At 56.4% G+C, this 14,119-nt stretch carries 11 protein-coding genes; 6 read left to right on the top strand and 5 right to left on the bottom strand.

Features of this window, described 5'->3' with window-relative positions; genetic code table 11:
* Nucleotides 1-49: 49 nt before the first annotated feature.
* The 3 genes from V8P77_RS00385 to V8P77_RS00395 all read left to right on the top strand — a co-directional run bounded on the left by V8P77_RS00385 (nt 50) and on the right by V8P77_RS00395 (nt 3,042).
* On the top strand, nt 50-1,030 hold the full coding sequence (locus V8P77_RS00385) for an NAD-dependent epimerase/dehydratase family protein (protein WP_335910146.1): 981 nt from the start codon (nt 50-52) through the stop codon (nt 1,028-1,030).
* Nucleotides 1,031-1,078: 48 nt separating this feature from the next.
* Nucleotides 1,079-2,065: a substrate-binding domain-containing protein gene (locus V8P77_RS00390; RefSeq protein WP_335910698.1), complete on the top strand. Its 987-nt coding sequence runs from the start codon at nt 1,079-1,081 to the stop codon at nt 2,063-2,065.
* A gap of 194 nt (nt 2,066-2,259) precedes the next feature.
* Nucleotides 2,260-3,042: a FadR/GntR family transcriptional regulator gene (locus V8P77_RS00395; RefSeq protein WP_335910147.1), complete on the top strand. Its 783-nt coding sequence runs from the start codon at nt 2,260-2,262 to the stop codon at nt 3,040-3,042.
* A 100-nt stretch (nt 3,043-3,142) separates the two neighbouring features.
* On the opposite strand, the gene V8P77_RS00400 is transcribed toward V8P77_RS00395, so the two are convergent.
* Together V8P77_RS00400 and V8P77_RS00405 are read right to left on the bottom strand one after the other, a co-directional pair.
* Nucleotides 3,143-4,930 (bottom strand): tetratricopeptide repeat protein, encoded by a 1,788-nt coding sequence (locus tag V8P77_RS00400; RefSeq protein WP_335910148.1) that lies wholly within the window; start codon nt 4,928-4,930, stop codon nt 3,143-3,145.
* A gap of 147 nt (nt 4,931-5,077) precedes the next feature.
* Entirely contained in the window at nt 5,078-7,396 is a 2,319-nt protein-coding gene (locus tag V8P77_RS00405; protein WP_335910149.1) for a membrane-bound PQQ-dependent dehydrogenase, glucose/quinate/shikimate family, read from the bottom strand.
* 142 nt (nt 7,397-7,538) lie between these two features.
* Here V8P77_RS00405 and V8P77_RS00410 point away from each other — a divergent pair, with 142 nt between their 5' ends.
* Both V8P77_RS00410 and V8P77_RS00415 read left to right on the top strand, forming a co-directional pair.
* Nucleotides 7,539-8,759 (top strand): acyltransferase family protein, encoded by a 1,221-nt coding sequence (locus tag V8P77_RS00410; protein ID WP_335910150.1) that lies wholly within the window; start codon nt 7,539-7,541, stop codon nt 8,757-8,759.
* A gap of 589 nt (nt 8,760-9,348) precedes the next feature.
* Nucleotides 9,349-9,645 (top strand): hypothetical protein, encoded by a 297-nt coding sequence (locus tag V8P77_RS00415; RefSeq protein ID WP_335910151.1) that lies wholly within the window; start codon nt 9,349-9,351, stop codon nt 9,643-9,645.
* Between the two features lie 150 nt (nt 9,646-9,795).
* Here the strand turns inward: V8P77_RS00415 and V8P77_RS00420 are convergent, their stop codons facing one another.
* Nucleotides 9,796-10,452, bottom strand: a complete 657-nt coding sequence (locus V8P77_RS00420; RefSeq protein WP_335910152.1) for a sugar transferase — start codon at nt 10,450-10,452, stop codon at nt 9,796-9,798.
* A gap of 454 nt (nt 10,453-10,906) precedes the next feature.
* Here V8P77_RS00420 and V8P77_RS00425 point away from each other — a divergent pair, with 454 nt between their 5' ends.
* Nucleotides 10,907-11,656: a Crp/Fnr family transcriptional regulator gene (locus tag V8P77_RS00425; protein ID WP_335910153.1), complete on the top strand. Its 750-nt coding sequence runs from the start codon at nt 10,907-10,909 to the stop codon at nt 11,654-11,656.
* A 191-nt stretch (nt 11,657-11,847) separates the two neighbouring features.
* Here the strand turns inward: V8P77_RS00425 and V8P77_RS00430 are convergent, their stop codons facing one another.
* Both V8P77_RS00430 and V8P77_RS00435 read right to left on the bottom strand, forming a co-directional pair.
* The gene (locus V8P77_RS00430; RefSeq protein WP_335910154.1) at nt 11,848-12,870 is read right to left on the bottom strand and encodes a glycosyltransferase family 2 protein; all 1,023 of its coding nucleotides are present in this window, start codon (nt 12,868-12,870) and stop codon (nt 11,848-11,850) included.
* Nucleotides 12,871-13,003: 133 nt separating this feature from the next.
* Nucleotides 13,004-13,915 carry a glycosyltransferase family 8 protein gene (locus V8P77_RS00435; RefSeq protein ID WP_335910699.1) on the bottom strand — a complete coding sequence of 304 codons (912 nt, stop codon included), beginning with the start codon at nt 13,913-13,915 and terminating at the stop codon, nt 13,004-13,006.
* Between the last annotated feature and the right edge of the window lie 204 nt (nt 13,916-14,119).

Below are 14,119 nucleotides of genomic sequence, written 5' to 3' on the forward strand. Positions count from 1 at the left end.
ATTTGACGAGAATAGCGCCCGGATATTAGCTATCAGTGGGAGAGAGAGCATGCTGATCCTTGTGACGGGTGCGACGGGCAAGGTCGGGCGGCGCTTCATTGCTGGGCTGCTTGACGATCCGAGATTTTCCAAAGCCCGTATTCGCGCGCTTTGCCATAACCGTGTGTGCGACGAGAGCGACCGTGTCGACGTCATCCACGGCTCGATCGCCGATCGCGATGTTGTGGCAGCGGCGCTGGCTGATGTCACGCATGTCGTGCATCTCGCCACATGCAAGGAAACGCCTGAAGACATCATGGATGTCACGGTCAAGGGTCTCTTTTGGCTGCTCGAGGAGTTTCGTCAGAACGTCACGGCACGCCAGTTCATCCTGATCGGCGGCGATGCGGGCATCGGGCATTTCCACTATCGCCACAATGGCCCGATCACCGAGAACGCTCCTCATTGTGCTTATCCGGGAAGTTATGCGCTCTCCAAGGTTCTGGAAGAGGTCATGCTGGAGCAGTTTGGCATTCAATACGGCCTCAATGGCTGTTGTCTACGCGCGCCCTGGATCATGGAGAAGGACGATTTCAAGTATTCGCTGTCTTTTGGAGACGACGTCTTTGGCGGTCCGGACTGGAAGACGCTCGTTCCGGAAGACGCGGCACGGCGCTATGCGGCGATGGGTACGGTGCCGCTGCTCTTGGATGCCGACGGACGTGCACTGAAGCGCAATTTCGTCCATGTCGACGACCTTGTATCGGCAATATTGGCAGCGATCGACAATCCGCGGGCGGAGCGGCAGCTCTTCAATATCTGCATGGATCGCCCCGTCGACTATGCTGAAGTCGCCGCCTATCTCTTGCGCACGCACAATCTCGGCTCTGTCGAGATACCGAGCCGCTTCCATTCCAATTGGATGGACAACAGCAAGGCGAAATACCTGCTGGATTGGCAGCCAAACTACGATCTCGAAATGCTTATCGACTCGGCCTGGCAATACGAGCGTTCGAAGGAGGAGCCTCGCATCGTGTGGTATCCGGGTTGATTTCGTGTGGCGGGCACGTGGTGTCCGTCTGTTTCAAGGGAGGAAACTATGAGGAAGGCATTACTACTTGCAGCCGCAGTCTTAGCACTCACCGCCGGACAGGCGTTGGCGAAGAAGCAACTCGTCATCGTCGTCAAAGGCCTCGACAATCCGTTCTTCGAAGCAATCAATCAAGGTTGCCAGAAATGGAACAAGGAGAACCCCACTTCGGAATACGAATGCTTCTACACCGGTCCGGCATCGACATCCGATGAAGCCGGTGAAGCGCAGATCGTTCAGGATATGTTGGGCAAGGCAGACACGGCTGCAATCGCAATTTCGCCGTCAAATGCAAAGCTCATCGCCCAGACTTTGAAGACCGCCAATCCGACGGTTCCGGTGATGACACTCGATGCCGATCTTGCCGCCGAGGATGCAGCCTTGCGCAAGACCTATCTTGGCACGGACAATTACCTGATGGGCGCCCGCATCGGGGAGTACATCAAGAAGGCCAAGCCGAATGGCGGCAAGATCTGCACGATTGAAGGCAATCCGGGCGCAGACAACATTCTACGCCGCGCCCAAGGCATGCGCGACACGCTCACTGGTCAGAAAGGCCTCACCGCTCTGAAAGGCGAGGGTGGTTGGACCGAGGTCGCCGGTTGCCCGGTGTTCACCAATGACGATGGTGCCAAGGGTGTTCAGGCAATGACCGATATTCTCGCGGCCAATCCCGACCTGGACGCTTTCGGCATTATGGGTGGCTGGCCATTGTTCGGTGCGCCGCAACCCTATCGCGACCTGTTCAAACCGATGGCCGACAAGATCGCCAGCAACGATTTTGTCATTGGTGCGGCCGACACGATCGGCGACGAGGTGGCCATTGCAAGGGAAGGCCTCGTGACTGCGCTCGTCGGCCAGCGGCCATTCGAGATGGGCTACAAGGCACCTTCGGTGATGATGGATTTGATTGCCGGCAAGCCGGTTGAAGATCCGGTCTTCACCGGGCTCGATGAGTGCACAAAGGATACAGTCGACACCTGCATTCAAAAGTAGGTTCACGGTTTGGCGCACCCGGTTCAAGGGTGCGCCGACTGTCCTCACGAGACGGATCGAGAGATCCGCTGGGCTTGACGCGCCCTGAATTCCGCGCTTTGTGCCGGCGTCAATCGCAGGCGACTTCCTCGTTATTACGATTGTTTTGATCATACGTGCAGACAGTCGAAAGAATGCTGAGGCAGTAGAAATAAATGCCTGACAAAAAATCGGGAAAGCCAACGGCTGCGGTCGAGGTGGTGATGGTTGACCGTTCGGCCACCACAAGGCGCCCAAATTCTCCCCGCATGACTGGGGCGAGTGTTCATGTGTCTTTGGCAGGCGAGATCGGTCTGCGAATCGTGCGCGGCGACTATCCGCCCGGTACGATCCTGCCAAATGAGGCAAAATGGTCGGAAGTCTTTGACGTCAGCCGATCGGCGGTGCGCGAGGCGATCAAGATGTTGATGGCCAAGGGCCTGCTTTCTTCCCGCCCGAAAATCGGCAGTTGGGTCGAACCCAGGGAGCGCTGGAACCTGCTGGATCGGGATGTCCTGGGCTGGTATGCCGCATCTCCCGATCGCGAATCCTTTCTGAGGGCCGTGCAAGAACTCAGGCATATGATCGAGCCGGAAGCGACCGCGCTTGCTGCGGAGCGGCGAACTGAGGAGCAAATGAACGCGATCAGCCAGGCCCTGCGTGACATGGACCAGGCGACATCGCTCCAGCAGCGGACAGAATCCGATACGCGATTTCACATCGCGATCTTACGCGCCTCCGGAAATGACCTGCTGGTGCCGCTCGGCGTCTTGATCGAATCGGCGCTGAACCACCTCTTCGCCCATGTCACGCGGGAGGAAGACAATTTGCGATATGCGCTGAAACTTCACGAAAATATTGAGAAAAACATCCGATTGCAGCGACCGAACATGGCGCGCAACGCAGTCCGCAAGGTGCTGGCAAATACCGACGAAATCATTGCACGGTGGTCACGATAGACGTTTGCGACCGGCGGGCTGAGGAAGCGGTCGCCAGCCCGCGTGCACGCGTCCGTCATAGAACGAGCTGTTCGCGGTATCGGCTCGACAGCTGCTCTTCTCAGCACAGGCCAAGATCCGCCACGGTAAGTCCTGCCTTACGAAGTCCTTCCGCGCGGCGGTCAAAATCCTCGGGGTTTCGAAATGGAAGGACCCGCCGGCGGCGCTCGACAGAAAAATCAGGATTGATCCGGAGGGCCCTCTCCCAGGCCTGCCGGCTCTCCTCCGGCCGGCCGAGGTGCCCATAGCATGAGGCAAGCAGGGCGTAGGCGGTCTCCGACTGGGAGTTTTGCTGGAGCCGCTGCTCGATCGCGACAATCGCTTGTTCATATTCGCCGAGAGAAAAGTGCGCATCGGCGCGAAATTGGAAGAGAATTTCCGGATGGTGCGGGTCGAGCCGCATCGATGCATCGAGTGTTTCCAGGGCGCCGGCAGGATCGCCGGAGAATATCTGGATATGGGCCAGCAGTATCAGGAGATCTGCGGAGTTGGGGGAAAGCGTGAGGCCCTGCTGCACTTCTGCCCGCGCCCGGTCCAGTTCCCGGTTCCACATGCAGGCCATGCCCAGTGCGAAGCGGCCGTTGGGCTGTTCCTCGGCCATTTCAACGGCCTGCTGCGCGAGATCCATCCCGATCCGCAGCGAGCTTTCCGGATCGGTGCTCCAGGCGTTGACGTAGTCGAGCACGTGGGTGAAGGAAATGAGTGCCTGGGCGGCCGCATATTGCGGATCGATGGCGAGGGCGTCGGCCGCCAGGCTGCGGGCGGCTCTGTTTCCGGTTCGAGTATGGGCCGACGCCTGCTCGCGGCCACGTAATAACAACTCGTAAGCGTCGACATTGAGTGCGCGCCCTTGGGCTAATCGATCCTGGTCGCCATGCGTGAGGTTCAGCCTGAGCGCGGCCACGATCTCCTGCGTGAGCTCATCCTGAACTGCGAAAATGTCGGTGAGGTCGCGATCAAACCGGCTGGCCCAGATATGTCCGCCATTGCTCGCGTCGATCAATTGGGCGGTGACACGCACACGGTTGCCGGCCTTGCGCACGCTGCCTTCTAGGACATAGCGGACGCCGAGCGCCTTGGCCATCTCAGGCACGGAGGCTGTTACATTCTTGTAGACGAAGGATGAGTTGCGGGCGATCACGTGCAGCTCGGACAGCTTCGAGAGATCGGTGATGATGTCCTCGCTGATACCGTCGGAGAAATACTCCTGTTCGGCATCGCCGCTCATGTTGTTGAACGCCAGTACGGCGATGGAGGGTTTGTCGGGAACGGCCGGAACTGACGGCATTTCGATTGCGGACCGCACCTGTGGTGCCGGGTTCGGCCGCGGAGTTCCGATCTGAAGCGAATAGACCTGCATCGGTTCAGCGATATTCTTGAGCTCAATTTTGCCGAGATCGGTCACGGCAAGATCAAGCCGCGCTTTCACCTGGCGGTAGGCGTCTTCGGAAAGACAGATGGCGCCAGGCTTGGCAATTCCCTCCAACCGCGCAGCGATATTGACGCCGTCGCCCATCAAGTCGCCGTCATTCTCTTCGACCACATCTCCCAGATGGATCCCCACCCGGAACTCGATGCGATGTTCGGGCGACACGCCGATATTGCGCTCGACCATGGCGGTCTGCACTTCGATCGCACAGCGCACGGCGTCCACAACGCTGCGAAACTCGATGAGGCTTCCGTCACCGGTACGCTTGACGACACGGCCATTGTGCACGGCAATGGTCGGATCGATCAGGTCGCTGCGCAACGTTCTCAGCCGCGCCAGGATGCGATCCTCGTCCGCACCGGCGAGACGGCTGTAGCCGACCACATCTGCGACCAGGATCGCCGCCAGTTTTCGCGTCACGCTCGTAAGTCCCAATTCCTCGTCGGATCAAAATAACACAGTGTGACCGGCAACGCCGCCAAATCCGATTGCCTTCGCTGAGAAGCGGTCCGGTGGCGGGTTGCTTGGATTTGAAGATGGTCGGTGAGGCTTACGCGATATCCGCGGCTAAGCTCCGTCTTTCAGAGAGAAGGCAAGGACGTAATCGCCGACATCCTTCGAATAGGGTGCGCCGCCAACCGATATCAGGACATATTGCTTGCCTGTCTTCGGTGAGACGTAGGTCATGGGCGTTGCGCTCGAGCCAACCGGCAGGGGATATCTCCAGAGCTCGGCACCGTTCTCGGCGTCATAGGCGCGGATATAATAGTCCTGGAAGCCGGCGAAGAAGACGATTCCGCCTGCGGTCGCCGAAGTGCCGGCATAGCTTGGCAGGCCCATCGGCATAGGCAGCTTGGTTTTGATCTTGAACGGCCCGAGTTCTTCGGCTGTGCCGGCCGGAATCTGCCACGCGATCTTGCGCGTCTTCAGATCGACTGCAGTGACAGTGCCGAAGGGTGGTTGGGTGCAGGGAACGCGGAGCCTCGATGTCCACATCTCGGTGGCCATGGCGTAAGGCGTACCGCGCTGCGGGGCGGAGGGGCCGTGTGCCGTTGTGGTCAGAGCAAAGTCGACGTATTCGGCGCGCGGAATGAGTGTGAAGAGACTGGGGACGCGGATATCGTTCATGAAGACCCTGTGGTTGGGCAGATCGACCGATACACTTCCCCAATTGAGGCCACCCAGATTTCCCGGCTGCTGGATCGCATATTGCGTGCCGATCGGGGTGAAATCGCCGTCGTAGCGCATCTTGCGGAAGGCGATGCGGCATGCCAGCTGATCGAACATCGTCAGGCCCCAGGCCGTCTGCTCCGTCACGCGCTCCGCACCGATCGTCGGCATGCCGACGGAGTAGGGCTGCGTCGGGGAGAGTTTCTCTTCCGGCACGCCGCCTTGCTGCGGCACCGGCTTCTCCTGAACTTCGGCAAGCGGTGTGCCGGTTCGGCGGTCGAGGAGAAAAAGCTGCCCGCGTTTGGTGGTCTGCAGCAGAGCAGGCACAGTGGCGCCATTGCCGTCAGGCAGGTCGACCAGGACCGGTTGGGCCGGCAGATCATAGTCCCAGATATCGTGATGGACGGTCTGGAATTTCCATTTCTCCCGACCCGTCGTCACATCGAGTGCCACCAATGTCGCATTGTATTGATCGGCGAAGGCAGGGCGATTGACGCCGTAATAATCCGGCGTGGTATTGCCGAGCGGTGCATAGATGAGGCCAAGCTTGTCGTCGAATGCGGCCGTCGTCCACATGTTGGGCGTGGCCCGCGTATAAGTCTGGCCCTCCGGCGGGAGTTTGGTGATCTCCGGGTTGCCGAGATCCCATGCCCATTCGAGTTCGCCGGTGACGACGTTGAACGCACGGATGACGCCAGAGGGTTCGCCGACCTCCTGATTGTCTGTGACCCAGCCTCCGACGACGATCAGGTTGCGGGCAATCAGTGGCGCCGATGTCTGGAAATAATAGCCCGTCTTGACTTCGCCCATGCCCTGGGAAAGCTGGACGGTGCCGTTGTCTCCGAAGTCCTTGCAGGGCGCGCCCGTCTTGCTGTCGATCGCCAGGAGACGGGCATCGATCGTCGTCTGTACCATGCGCTCATTGCAAAGACCATCGGCGGACTGGGCTTCCGTCGGCATCTTGTAGTAACCGAGGCCGCGGCAGCGTTGCCAATAAGGCGCCGTCGCCTTGGGATCGAAAGTCCAGCGGGGTTTGCCGGTATCTGCATCGAGCGCTGCGATCACATCTGTCGGCGTGCAAGTGTAGACCGTGTCGCCGATCTGCAGCGGTGTGTTCTGATCGGCGCCATCGCCTTTTCCAGTGCGATATGTCCAGGCAAGATCGAGCTTGGAAACATTGCCGCGGTTGATCTGATCGAATGGGGAATAACGATCGCCTGCCGTGGTGCGGCCATAGGATGTCCAATCGGAGGGAGAGTTGTCGCCCTTGGCGGTTTTATAGGCGGTGATGTCGGCGGAGGGGCGGATGATCCCATGCGGCACGAAGCTGAGACCGAAACCGGCGACAAAGATGAGAGCGGTCACCAAGGCGCCGCCATAAGAGAGCTTCCGGTTGGCGGCCGGGGAAAGCGACGGTGCAAAGAGAAGAGCAAAGCCCGCCAGCGCGATAGGGGACATCAAGCGAGCAAACAGCGCCCAGAAATTGAGACCCGACTCCCATAGCGCCCAGGGAAGGGTGAAAACGGCGACAAGCAGGACGATGAGCCCGCCTGGCGTCTTCCGGCGCCACAGCAGAAGCGCGGCAACCAGATAGGCAAGCCCGACGATGGCGTAATAGGGCGAGCCGCCGAGGCGCAGCAGCCAGGCGCCGCCTCCGATCAGCCCCAATCCGATAAGGGCGAGAACAATACAAAACAGGGTGGCCAGAAATTTCATAGTCTCCTCATCCAATCCGCCGCCCGATCACCTGGATTCCAACTCCGACCGTCGCATCGCCCTCGGGAAGCACAGGGCCATGGGTTGATGGTCAGAGACGTGTCTTCGGGAGAGGGCTGCTCTCTCGTTCAATTTTTACCTGATGTACCTGTGGTCACTGACACGCGGCCCCGACCCGGCAATGATGTCGCCGCCGCTCTGCGGCAACGGCTTGCCATTCCAAATCGAGTCAATACTTCTGAAAGGGGCACAGATGGTTCTCGGCGAAAAGCTTGATCTAGCGAACGGGCGACCGACAGGATTCGACTATATGCGATTACTGTTAGCCTTTTCAGTGCTTTGGATACACACGGCTCGCGTCACCTATGGCGATGATCTGTTTCTCTGGGAGTCACCCTTCCGCCCTGTCATCAAGTCAGTTCTGCCCATGTTCTTTGTCCTGAGCGGGTTTCTGGTGGCTGGCAGTCTCGAACGATCGAAGACATTGATCTCTTTTCTCGGCAATCGATTTATCCGGATCTATCCCGCTCTCGCGGTAGAAGTGTTGCTGGCTGCCTTTATACTCGGAGCGATCTATACAGAGTATGACCTGCGTGACTATTTCACCGATCCTCAGTTCTTTACATATCTGATGAATGTCACAGGGCACATTCACTTCAATCTACCCGGGGTATTCCTTGATAATCCTGACGCCGCAATGGTGAACGGGCAGCTCTGGACGGTGCCCTTCGAGCTTGAGTGCTATGCCGTGATCGCCGTGCTCTTCCTGCTCGGCGTGGTCAGGCGGCGGGTGATTGCCCTTATCGCCACGCCGGCGTTGATCATAGCCTTCGGTATTGCAAGATATTGGAAACATGGAAGCGATTGGGCAACCATGCCGACGACCGCGTCGGGCAATCTGCTCATTTGTGCTTTTCTTGTGGGGGTGACCTTCCATCTCTACAAGGACAAGGTTCTTTGGGATATCCGAATTTTCCTCGCCTCTGTGGCAATGATTTTGTGGGCCTACTGGTTCACCTCCTTTGGGGACTTCATTGCCATTCCGGCCATGGGATATGTCACGGTCTTCCTTGGTCTTACCTCGCCCCGCAAGCTCGGCGTTCTGCGTGGGGCCGACTACTCCTACGGCGTCTTCCTCTATGGCTATCCGATCCAACAGGCGTTCGTAGCGCTCGGCCCCTGGGCGCATAACTGGTGGTTGAACGGCATCGTCTGCAGCATTGTTGCCGCTTGCTTTGCCGCCTTCTCGTGGAGATTCATCGAAAAGCCGGCGTTGAAATTGAGGAAACAAGTCACCTGGCTGGAAAACCTCAGTCTCCAACGCGGCGTAAAACGGCAACTGGCCAGCGCGGTCTCGAAATAGGTTTGTCGATATCGGCCTCGAGGCTGGCAATTCCATTCAGGTGCTCAACCGGCAAGGACATCAGCAGGGCTCGCCATAGCGGCGGCCCTGTTTCGTTGTTGCCTGACCGATCACCTCGGACAAGTATCCGGATCTGTCGATGGGCCGTGTTTCCGTAGGCTGCTACGCAACCTTGATGCGGTCGATGTTACGCGCCGGATGAGCATAAGCCCGTTCGTTGCCAGGCGCATATGCGCTCGAGCGTAAGCCTATGGCCAAATTCATCTTTTCAGGAATATCAAATGAGTGTTCAGCTCGGCGAGAGAACGCCACAGCTGCATTATCGGCTCCTGTATAAGCCTCAGATACCTAAATCTTTCTGACCGCAATATCCAAGGATTTCTTGGGTTTAATCGGTAGAGCGGCCCCGCTGGATGAATAGTCGAATATTCTCCGGCGTTGTTCCGTCGATTTGCTGGGCTGCTATTAGCAATATTTTAACCGCAATAGGTAAAATACTTTAATCGGACTTCGTTTCGACTTTGGGTTTTTGTCATGTCATCGAGGGCTGACGGTGGCTTGAAGGAGGTGTGAAGAGAGGATCAGAATAATGCTGAAGAGCACGCTCGTCGTGGTTGCCGTCTCTATCGCCGCCGGAGCGACCATTCGCGCCTCGGCCTTTGCAATCTTTGCATTTCTGGTGGTCACGGCCTTGGGCGGCGTGATCCTGCTGAAAGGTTCCTCCTTGACGGAGGCGATCGTTTCTTGCGTCGAAGTGCTTGTATTGATGGAGATATGCTATCTGGCGGGTCTATTCGCTTTCTCCTTGTGGCATATTCAAAAGCGTCGGAAAAAGAACTCCATTACTGAGCGCTCCCATCTCACGGGCAAACGCCCTCATGGGTAATGACATGACCGAGGTGGCAGGACGCTCGGTTGCGCTATCTCAGTGTGTCTAAAGCGCGTCGCAATATTTTAGGTTCGCTTGCCGCGCCTTGGTCTTTGGTTTGCGCACGTCTTTATCGCAAAACCGCAACACAGTTTTACGCGACATGCTTTAGGAATCGACTTTGGGCAGCAACGCGTGCCGGGAAAGCAGCGCCGACAGCGTTTTTGCCATGATCACGAAATCCAGCCTGAGCGTCCATTTGGACAAATATTCGACGTCGAGGGAAATTCCATTCGGATCGCTGACGTCGTTGTGCGCGCTGGTTTGCCAATGGCCAGTCAGGCCGGGACGGACGGCCATGTAGGCATAGGCATGTTCACCGTAACGCGGCAGCTCTTCTTTGGTAATGGCGCGAGGCCCGACGAGGCTCATTTGACCCAGCAACACGTTGATCAATTGCGGAAGCTTGTCGAGGCTAGATCGCCTCAAAATATCGCCGACGACCGTGACGTGCGCGTCGGTCGCTGCGTCGGATCCTGTCGTCCGAAACTTGAGGCAACCAAACTCTTTTCCCTTATAACCGATCCTGCGATGGGAATTGAAAACAGGGCCCCAATCGCTTAGCGTGACGATGACTGCCGCCGACAGGAGGAGTGGCGACAGAAAAAATAAGAAACTTGCCGCAATGATGATGTCCAATGCGCGCTTCAGAATTCTGCTGATCAGACGGGGTTGTGACGAATTGAATGGACGCCTTTCCTGTCGAGCCCTGTCGAAATCCCGCCAAGGTCCGGTTGGGTTGATACCCTGATTTTTTCCCGCCACCCGTGTCTCCGTTAGACGAATTCCAGAAATCACAATCAAAGCTTTGTTTTAATGCAAGTTTGATGTCTGTGACCGAGGTCATAATTATGAATAAATTATTTATACACTAAAGAAATTCTTGCTAATATTTAGAATATTACCTTTGTTTCTGAGCGTACAACAGTAATGTTATTTAGTTATTTTAAAGCTGTAATGTTTTTATTATGTTTTGGCGGAGGTATTCTATATATAGACAATTGTCATAAATTGTATAAAAATCGTCATACAGGCCAAAAGAATTGTCTGCGATAGATTTCAATATGAATTTTATTATATATAAACGTGAGGAGCCTTCATATTTTATGTATAGTTTAAATACGACATTTTTATTTTATTATTATTTGACTTTCTAATTTAACGTATTACGAATGTCGCTCAAGACAATAGATCAGTTAGTCTGCGTGGAGTTGCGCGTATGGACGGGGCGATTAGCACCAGGGACAACAGGACTAGAAGAAGCGCGGCGCGAATAAGCGAAGCGGTTACTTGCGGGTCTGCAGGTATTGTTTACGACGGCAGGGCGGATTTGGATCACGAGTTCCCGTTTTACCGCTCGAGTGTTCGAAAGTTTCGCCGCGGTGAGATTATTGCCGGCGCCGGCGTCGTCCTCGACGTGTTCGCCCGCGTACAGCGCGGAATGGTAAGCGCAAGCACCCCGCTTGCCGATGGACGAGAGTTCATCGTGGAAATTGTTCCGAAAGGTGGCTTGATCGGCGAATTGGAGGTGCTCCGCAAGCAGTCTCTCAGCCTGGAATATCGGGCCTCGTCGGATTGCGAACTGCATTACTTCGACGGTCGGTTGCTGCGGGACCTGTGTGCGAACGATCCGCAATTTCAGGTGAAGATTCTGTCGAAGGCGCTGGCGCGTGTTTCCGAACTCGAACTGCGGATCATTTCCAATGCCGGATCGAGTCTAAGGCAGAGACTTGCCCGAACGCTGCTGCGTCTTTCTGCCCTCTACAGAATGGATGCGCAAAATAGCGGCGACGAGCTGATCATCTCCCAGCACGAGCTGGCCGCGACACTGCCGGCGTCGCGTGAAAAGGTCAACCAATGCCTGCGGCGCTTGCGCGAGAGCAAAGTGGTCGACGGAACACAGGGCAAAATCCGCATTCTCAATCGGAAGGCGCTGGAGGCTTATGCCGAGGGGGCGGGTCTCGGCTGAGGTCGTTGCCGCGATAAAAAACGGAACGGCAGAAAGCCTCGACAGAACCCGCCGCCGGCGGGTTTTGTGTTTGATGACAGTGCGAGTTGATAGTCAGACGAAGCAGGCTGAAGGATCAGGTTGGCGTCTTAGCACTTGTCTTCATGCATCTCGTCCCAAAATCGCTGCGCATTTTGGGACGGCATGCATACTTAGACTTCGCTCTCGGAAGCATTCCTCCAATATTTCCAGCCTTCACCCTGTATGAGCCCGTGATCGGACAGGTCCTTCCAGCTTCTGTAAGTGCCCGTATCGTCATAGACGAAGTCATCCATGTCCTTGCCTGAGGAGTATACGGTATATTCTTCCGTATGTTGGGACCGGTGTGCCGCATCGGCGACCTTGTGCACGAAGGTCGACAGGAACTTGAAATGCAGAAGGGCGCCGGATACGCCGAGCGCTCCGCGCATGTCGCCTAAATTCAGGGAGAGCGGCCAGACCTGGTGTGACGATTTGAGAAACAGACGTTCACCCGCCACATAGACAAGGGGTATTTTGTTCAGCGCGGGGCCGTCCCAGAGCCGGTCGTGGAAATAGACGCGCCCGCGAATGCCGCCCTTGATCCATATCGTCCGGTTGCGTTTGTCGAAATGCGCCACATAGCCGGAGCGGTCGAAGAGATTGCAGACCTCGAGCGGGTTGCGACCGGGTTCGCATATGTTTTCGAGAACGGGATGCGGGCTGTACATGTCGATCATGACCGAACGGAGGGAATGGCCGCCCATGGAATCGATATAGGAAGTCAATTGATCGATCGGCCGTGTGTCGCAATGCGGATAGACCAGGAACTCGTCTGCATCGACATACAGGACCCACTTCTCCCGGCAGTGGCGGTTGATGACTTCGTTGATCCAGTCGTTTCCGAACCTCGCCGCCTTGTAGGAACCGTGAGCCGAAAGAAGGGAGACATCGTCGAAGCCGGACAGCAACTCGGCCGTGCCGTCGGTCGAGCCGTTGTCAATACAGATGAAATGCTCGAAGCCGAGATCGCGATAATACTGAAGGAAGAAGGCCAACCGGTGCCCCTCGTCACGGATGACGCAGATGACGACGTGGCGCGCCTGCTTGAGCCCGTTGCGCAGCAGGTCGTAGCGAACCTGCCGAGCCTTGAGCGACCGGCGCAGACGGGCTTTTACGTAATGCGAGATACTGGCGGCGGAAGCCCTATAACTCATATTCTGTCCTGAACATTATCCATTCCTGGAATGAATGGATGAATAGTTTGCGCTTCCGTCTGCAAATCCACGGCTCGGTCGGCGACGCTGAGTTCAGTCACGCGGACACTCAGCTCGTACCAACAATACATCATCATACGGCGTAATCGCCAACCAGCAGGCTCTGGACCCGAGGATTGGATTCGTCTTTCTCAATCGCGTGTTCGATACGCGCCCGTATCGATCGATATTTATAGAGCATCTTACGATCGAAGCTTATTCCGCGATATAGCGAGTTGTAAATCGGGTGTGCTTTGCGCAGGTCGACGTACACTTGGCTTTCTTTATCGGTCCAGGGAAAGAAGGTTCCATGCCATGGCTTCGGATGCGCCATATAATGGACGATCGACAAGGAGGACATGTTCACCAGATGAAGGAATTGTTTGGGAAAGTTCCAGCGGTTCGATACCAGGATCAGCGATGAACCGCAGACATAATTTAATGCACCCTGATCGTGTTTGCCCTCGCAAGCCTCGGGATTTTTAGCAAAAAGATCAAGCGCCTCCTGCCCGATCCAGCCGTTGCGATGGAATTTCAGGACGCCTGCGTTGAAATAGTGGCTGTCCTTTCCGGTGTCGAGGAAGTCATGGATCGCCGTGTAATCGCGCGCCGCGAAAAACCTGCCCTCGGGCACAGCGGCACTTTCGAATGCACCGAGATCGCTGACGATCTGGGTATCCCCATCGAGGTAGATGATCTGGGTATAGTTGGAAGGCAGGATCTCGCAAAGGACCAGCTTGGCCATCGTGCTGACGCTGATGCGTCCCTGGAAATGCGAACTGTCGAGCTTGCCGAGCGAGTCCTGCAGCGCTTCGGTGGCATCGGTCAATATGACCCCACTCCTTGCGAGCAGGGCTTTCAGCTCTTCGAAATTGTCGAGATGTTCCGACATCAGAACGCAGACGTCGGTCGCAGGGCTTGCGAATTTGCGAGCCTGAAGCGCCGAGAGAATGGTCGGAAATGAATACTCGACATCCGTGACGTAGACGACGCACTGGTTGTTCATGTCATCACCTTTCCGATTGTACGCAATGCAAATAAACCGGTGTTGTCTTTGCGAGGCGAGGGAACCTTTGTGAATTGAGCCGACGGGTCTGTCATATGAAGGCCCCGTTCGGTATATATAGGCCAGCATCCAGTGCGCTGGTGCTGAATCGGTGTCTGGCTTTCGGCGGCTTTTGTATGTTTCATTGTTGAGATGTTCACCATG

Source organism: Rhizobium aouanii, from assembly GCF_037002925.1.
In the GTDB taxonomy this organism is placed as follows: Bacteria; Pseudomonadota; Alphaproteobacteria; order Rhizobiales; family Rhizobiaceae; genus Rhizobium; species Rhizobium aouanii.